The organism is Candidatus Methylomirabilota bacterium, assembly GCA_036002485.1.
GTDB lineage: Bacteria > Methylomirabilota > Methylomirabilia > Rokubacteriales > CSP1-6 > AR37.
In genome coordinates this window covers 1-6,254 of record DASYTI010000179.1, presented here as the reverse complement: position 1 = coordinate 6,254, position 6,254 = coordinate 1, and the positions used below count along the sequence as shown (strand labels likewise).

The 6,254-nt window shown below is 68.9% G+C and carries 8 protein-coding genes; 1 reads left to right on the top strand and 7 read right to left on the bottom strand.

Annotation, left to right across the window (positions count from 1 at the left end; all coding sequences use genetic code 11):
- The coding region (locus VGT00_16850; GenBank protein ID HEV8533095.1) for a YicC/YloC family endoribonuclease at positions 1–786 on the bottom strand (786 nt) is incomplete at its 3' end.
- Positions 787–1,130: 344 nt separating this feature from the next.
- Here VGT00_16850 and VGT00_16845 point away from each other — a divergent pair.
- Positions 1,131–1,652, top strand: coding sequence for a 3-hydroxybutyryl-CoA dehydratase (locus VGT00_16845; protein ID HEV8533094.1), 522 nt, complete (start codon positions 1,131–1,133; stop codon positions 1,650–1,652).
- Between the two features lie 100 nt (positions 1,653–1,752).
- On the opposite strand, the gene VGT00_16840 is transcribed toward VGT00_16845, so the two are convergent.
- From VGT00_16840 to VGT00_16815, 6 genes are all read right to left on the bottom strand, one after another.
- Entirely contained in the window at positions 1,753–2,166 is a 414-nt protein-coding gene (locus VGT00_16840) for a VOC family protein (protein HEV8533093.1), read from the bottom strand.
- 113 nt (positions 2,167–2,279) lie between these two features.
- A complete protein-coding gene (locus tag VGT00_16835) occupies positions 2,280–3,860 on the bottom strand; it encodes a 4-hydroxyphenylacetate 3-hydroxylase N-terminal domain-containing protein (GenBank protein HEV8533092.1) in 1,581 nt (526 codons plus the stop codon).
- Positions 3,861–3,887: 27 nt separating this feature from the next.
- Positions 3,888–4,625 carry a Sir2 family NAD-dependent protein deacetylase gene (locus tag VGT00_16830; GenBank protein HEV8533091.1) on the bottom strand — a complete coding sequence of 246 codons (738 nt, stop codon included), beginning with the start codon at positions 4,623–4,625 and terminating at the stop codon, positions 3,888–3,890.
- Positions 4,626–4,637: 12 nt separating this feature from the next.
- The gene (locus tag VGT00_16825) at positions 4,638–5,084 is read right to left on the bottom strand and encodes a phage tail protein (GenBank protein HEV8533090.1); all 447 of its coding nucleotides are present in this window, start codon (positions 5,082–5,084) and stop codon (positions 4,638–4,640) included.
- 27 nt (positions 5,085–5,111) lie between these two features.
- Positions 5,112–5,522 (bottom strand): hypothetical protein, encoded by a 411-nt coding sequence (locus VGT00_16820; protein HEV8533089.1) that lies wholly within the window; start codon positions 5,520–5,522, stop codon positions 5,112–5,114.
- A gap of 119 nt (positions 5,523–5,641) precedes the next feature.
- The coding region (locus tag VGT00_16815) for an SRPBCC family protein (protein HEV8533088.1) at positions 5,642–6,254 on the bottom strand (613 nt) is incomplete at its 5' end.

The window sequence follows — 6,254 nt, the reverse complement described above, 5'->3', positions numbered from 1 at the left end:
CTTGGAGCCCAGCGTGTTGACCTCGCGATTCATCTCCTGGATCAGGAAGTCGAGGGTGCGGCCGACCGGCCCGCCCTCGTCGAGCAGTCGCGCGAACTCGCCCATGTGCGAACGCAGCCGCGCCAGTTCCTCGGTGACGTCGCTCTTCTCGGCCCACATGGCGACCTCGGTGGCCAGGCGCCCTTCGTCGAGCGGCGTGCCGGCCAGGAGCGTCTGGACCCGCTCGCGAAGCCGCTGCTCCTTGCGCTCGAGGGCGAGGGGACCACGCGCGGCGACCACGCCGACGTGCTCGCCCATCGCGGCGAGGAGGGCGCGGAGCTCCTTGTCGAGCGCGGCGCCTTCCGCTTCGCGCCGGGCGCAGAGCTCAGCGAGGGCCTTGTCCAGCCCGTCATGAAGCAGGGGCCAGCCTTCCTCCGTCCCGAGGGGCGCTGTCTCCTCGCGCGAGATGACGCCGGGCTGTTCGAGGAGCCACTGGAGGTCCAGCTCGCCACCCAGCTTCAAATCGTCGCCGACGCGACGAGCCACGTCCACGTACGCACGCGCCTGGGCCATATTGACGGCGAGATTGTTTGAAGGGGCTCCCTCGACGGGCGCGACACTCACGCTCACTTCGATTCGGCCCCGGTGGATCGCGACCTGAATGATCCGGCGCGCATCGAGCTCGAGCCCGGACAACGCTCGAGGCAGCTTGAGGGCGATGTCGAGGTGACGGTGATTGAGCGACTTGCACTCGACGGAGAGGCTCAGGCGGGCCCCGGCCATCTCGGCGCGGCCGTACCCGGTCATGCTGCGGATCATAAAGGCCTCTGACTGGCTGCCGCGGGGGAGGGAATCGCCAATTCCACTAATGGAGAATAGCCCAAAAAACCTTTGAGGTCAAGGTGTTTGGCATCAGTCTGACGTTTGACACCGAGGCGCGGCGAGGTGTAGAGTTCGCGCCAGTTTCCCCCGACCTTTACGGAGGACTCTTCAATCTTTGCGGGGGACTTTTCAATGGCGGAGGGGCCTCAGGCGGCGCCTGGACTGGCCGGATTTCATCAAGACTGCCGGGCCCTTCGGCGGCATGGCGACGGCTGATCGGCGAAGGAGGAAAGCCTCGGTGAAACCCCTAGCCAGGAGGGAGCGCTTCGATGGATGAGATGCGAGCCGTCGACCTCGGTCAGGTCATGACCACCATCCGCAACTCCTCCCGGCCCAACACCGTCCTCTGGCAGGCGCCCGACAGCATCGCCTTCGTGGCGCGCGGGCGCGAGCATCGCAGCGAGTTCCACAGCGACCCCAGCGACGAGGTCATGTTCATGATCAAGGGTGACATGAACCTCCACTACCGCACGCCCGGCGGCGAGGAGAAGGTGGCGGTGGTCCGCGAGGGCGAGATCATCTATTGCCCGGCGGGGACGCCTCACTCTCCGCGGTTCTCGCCCGATTCCTTCGTCCTGGTGCTCGAGCGCAAGCGGCGCCCGGAGGAGCAAGACCGGTTCACGTGGTACTGCGAGAAGTGCGGCACCCAGCTTCACCAGAGCGTCAAGCACGTCGGGGACTATCGGGAGGATCCCGTCTCGCGCGCCTACGAGGAGTTCTACGGCAGCGAGACCCACCGCACCTGTGAAAAGTGCGGGCACGTCACGCCCCGACCGCCAGCCAAGGCCTGAGCTAGCCCAGCACGACTTCGCCATCTCGCGTCGCCACCGCGACGCGACGCAGTCCGGGCGCACCCTCCGCGAGGCGGACCGGCGCCTCCCCGCCCGACATTCAGCGGTGGAGGCGCCCCGGATCGGGAGTGGACAGCTCGAGCCAGGCGACGGCGCGTGCCCCGTTCTCGTGCCGGGTGGGCAGCGCTCCGGGAAACTCCGCGGGGTCGTCCCATTGCATGAAGAAGGGGAGCCAGCCATGCTCGGCGGCGGCCTGGAGGCCCGCGGCGCGCCAGTGAAGCGGTCGGCCGTCCGGCCGCATCCGCGAGCGCCGCTCGGGAATCAGCCCAAGCGGGCCCGCGATCTCCTCGATCCGATCGGTGCGGAGGGACCAGCGGACGAGGCGGTCTCCATCGGCGATGCGATTCAGGAGGGCGCGACCGTACCAGTTCGAGCTCGCGAGCGATTCGTCCACCACCCCGAGCAGCTCGAGGTACTGGCCGCCTAGCGGGATGATGCGATTGGCGGTGCCCAGACCGGGATTGCACGCCGCCGTCCTGCACCGCGAACCCCTCGGCCTCCAGGCGACGCGTGGCCGCCTCGAGGTCCCGGACCCCGAGGACGACCTGGCCCAGCTCGAGCACGCCCTCAGCCCCGCTGATCTTGCCTCGTCGGCAGGGATCCTGTCGCGTACGTCCCCGCCATCCCGCGCGTGTCCGGCTGGTACGGGATGGCCCCGGCCGGGTTATCCGGCGAGATCGGGATGCGCTCGCTGTCGCGCCGTCCCAGCGCCCGCTCGACGATCTCGAGGAGCGGCGCCTTGTCGTACTGCATGTAGAAGCCCGCGGTCAGCCGGATCGGGTCACCGGAGTAGAAGCGCACGTACTGCGCCATGCGCTGGCCGAAGGTCTCGCCCGTCACGTCCCAGGCCAGCTTGAAGAGCGCGATGCGCTCCTCGGCGGAGATGCCCGCGCGCCCGCGCACGAACTTGTCGATCAGGGGCCGGAGCTCCGGATTAGCGAGGTCGGCCTCGCTCGGCGCATAGAAGAATCCGCCGGCCGCGAGCGTCTGCACGATCTCGACGAAGCGGCTGTAGATCTTGCCCGTGTGCAGGTGGAAGGCGCGCAGGCCGTGTCCGCCCGGCACCCACACGCCGTTGTCGAGCCGCTGGGCCATCGCCTCCGCCCCGTAGAAGACGGCGCGGGCGATCTCCATCTGGCTCAGCATCTCCCCCAGCTTCTCCTGCACGTGCAGGAAGCCGGTGATGCCGATGGCATCGGCCAGCCTCATGGCGAGCCCGCAGAAGAACTCGAGCTGGCTCAGCATGCGGGCGGACGTCTGCACGTTGAGGAGAGCGCCGAAGTCGGCCCCCAACGTGTTGATGATCTCGCCGCTGCCCGAGCGGCCCTCGACCATCACGCGGTCCCAGGGGACGAGCACGTCCTCGAACACCGCGATGCAGTCCATTTCCTCGAAGCGACTCGACAGCGGGTGGTCGAAGCGCGACCGCGGCGGGGGCGCCACCGTCTCACGGCAGAGGAAGGAGAGCCCGGCCGTGCTCGCGGGAATGGCGAAGGCGAGGGCATAGGCGTCGTCCCCCGGCGGTATCCCGCCGAAGGGAATCACCGCGACCTCCTCCGTGATGGGGGCCATGGTGCCCAGCATCTTGGCCCCGCGCACGACGATGCCCTCGCTGGTCTCCCCGACACGGCCCAGATGGAGAAACGGATCCTCCTGCTGCGCCGAGGTCTTGGATCGGTCGATCTGCGGGTTGATGAGCATGTGGGTGAGGAAGAGATCCCGCTCGCGCACGTGCTCGTAGTAGCGGGTGGCGTTCTCTCCGAAGCGGGCGCCCGCGCGGGCAAACCGGTCGGCCATGAGGTGCCATCCCGTGACGAACTGGTTCATGAAGTCGGGGGCCCGGCCCATGAAGCCGAAGTTGTGGTCGGCGCGCAGCTTGAAGTGCTTGCGCTTCTTCACGAGCTCTTCGCGCGTGTGGGGGATGAGGAACGACGTGGACACCGGATGCCCCGTGGTGGGCGACGGATACGTCATCACCTCGCGGTAGGCCGGATCGACCTGCATGTCGTACTGCTCCGCGATGGCGCGGATGGGCTCCTGAAAGATGGACTCGGCGGTGACGTCGGTGACGCGGCGGCCCCCCAGGTAGACGCTCGGCGCGCACTTCTTCAGGGAATCGATGTACTCCTGGCCGCTACGAGCTGGCATGTCGGTCATGTCCTCCTGATGCCTTGGTCATTCCACGATGGGCGGAAGGAGCTGACTGATGGACCCGCGCAGGACGGCGTCGGCCAGCTCGTCCATCTCCGTGGGCTCGGCGTTGACGATGACCACGCGGGCGCCGGCCCGCTTGGCCACGGGCACCACGCCGGCGATCGGGAACACGGACAGCTTGGTGCCCACCGCGAGCATGAGATCGCAGCGGGCGGCGGCTCGCTCGGCGCGTCGGAGATCTTCGGGGACGAGGCTCTGGCCGAAGGAGATGGTGGCCGACTTGAGGATGCCCCCGCAGGAGCGGCAGGGCGGATCCTCCTCGCCCGCCCGCACGCGAGCGAGGGCCCGCTCCATGGGCGCGCGCTCGCCGCAGTCGAGGCACACCACCTCGCGCATGGTGCCGTGGATCTCGACCACCCGCGCGGGCGACGAGCCCGCCGCCTGGTGGAGGCCGTCGATGTTCTGGGTGATGAGGGTGTCGAGCTTGCCGCGGCGCTCGAGGGTGACGAGGGCACGGTGGCCGGCATTGGGCTCGGCCGTCCACGCCGGCGACTCCAGGCGGCTCCGCCACGCGCGCTTGCGCACGTCGGGCTCGGCCACGTAGTTCTGCAGCGTGGCGAGCTTCTCCGCCCCGGGATTTCGGGTCCACACGCCCTGGGGGCCCCGGAAATCGGGGATGCCCGAGTCGGTGGAGATGCCGGCGCCCGTCAAGACCACCACGCTCTCGGCCGCGTCGATCCACCCCCGAACCTCGCTCATCGCGCTTCGTCCTCAGCCCGCCGACTCGAGCCGGATGCCTTCGTGGACCAGCTCGACGCTCTCGATGGCCACCTCGCTGGAGCGGGCGCGGAGGTGCGGGCCCTCCCACTTGGCGATCCAGGCGTCGCGCAGCAACCAGCGCAGCACCGCCTCGCCGCCCTCGCTCAGCAGCGTGATGGCAACGGCGCGGCGCGAGATCTGACCGTCGATCACGCTCTGCCGCCAGTCCCAGAGCTCGCGGCTGGTGGTGATCCCGCGCCGGAGAGTGACGGGGCCGTAGCGGGTGAGCCCGGGGAGCTTGCGGACGCCGAGCGTGCGCTCGTTGCCCTCGCGGTACTCGATGACATCGGTCTCGCTCGAGAGCCCGGAGCACTCCGCGAAACCCGCCACGGCGATTCCATCGATCTCCACCACGAAGTTGAAGGCGGGGGCTGGATCGTGCCGCGCGGGTGGGGCCATGAGAATCCTCCCTGTCGCGTGAGCGGCTCAGCGCGCTTCGGGCGGCCGCGCGAGCCGGACCTCGCCGAGGTCCTGATAGATGCGGAGATCGTGGGTGATGACATCTTCGAACCGTGCGCCCTCCCGATCCCGGTAGGCGATGGTGGCCGTGAGCCGCGCCGGCTCGCGCCGCTTCATGTAGATGGTGATCGGATCGACGAGCTGGCTGAACTCCTTGCCCGGAGGCATGAAGTCCAGGCGGCGGAAAAGCCGCAGGTCGGCGATCGGCTTGCGCCCGCCCAGGCCGGAGAAGGGCTTGTCGAAGCGCGTGGTGACGCGGTAGGCGCTGCGCGCGCCGATGTTCTTGAGAACGACGTAGAGGATGCCGTCCCGGCAGGTGAAGTCCACGATCACCTCCGGGCGATGCAGATCGACAGGACGCGTCGCGGCCGTCGCCATCGCCGTCGAGAATCGCGGAGCCGGGTCCTCCCTGTCAAGCGGCGGGCGGTGGTGCTGCCTCCGCGCCGGGCACTCCCCCTTCGACCGGAGTGCCCGGCGTCATCATCGATATCTCGAGACTATCGCGTATCCGCAGCGGGGGGCCGGAGGCCGAGAGCGCTGGCCGTCGCGGGCTGGAGCCCGGCTCGGTCTTCATGCGCGCGCCCCAGCGCGTCTCTCAGGCGTCCCAGGTCCTCCTCGATGCGGGTGCCGGGGTCCGCGCCGAAGAGCGCGGCGACCATGTGCGCCAGCTCCCCACCCGGCGGATTGTATTGCAGCTCCACGCGCACGAGGGTGGTGCCGTCGGGCCTCGCGTCGAAGTTGACCGACCCGGCATGCTCCACGAGCGAGCCGTCGGTGCGCCAGGCGATCAGCTCGTTCGGCTTGTCGTTGATGATCTCAGCATCCCACTCGACGGTGGTCCCCAGCGGGCCCTTCACGACCCAGTGTGACCGCGTGGGCGAGTCCACCTTGACCGATTCCACATTGGGCATGATGGTGGGAAGGTTGCGGAAATCCCGCCAGAAGCGGTAGATCTTTTCCGCCGGCTCTTCCATGGAGACCGACCGCTCGACCTTGACGCCGAGACTGCCGCGGCGGCCTTGCTGGTCGTCGGCCCGGTCGATCCCGAGCATGCGGTAAACCATGCATTCACCGCGGAGGCCGCGGTACAAGAGCATGGCCCCGGTCCCG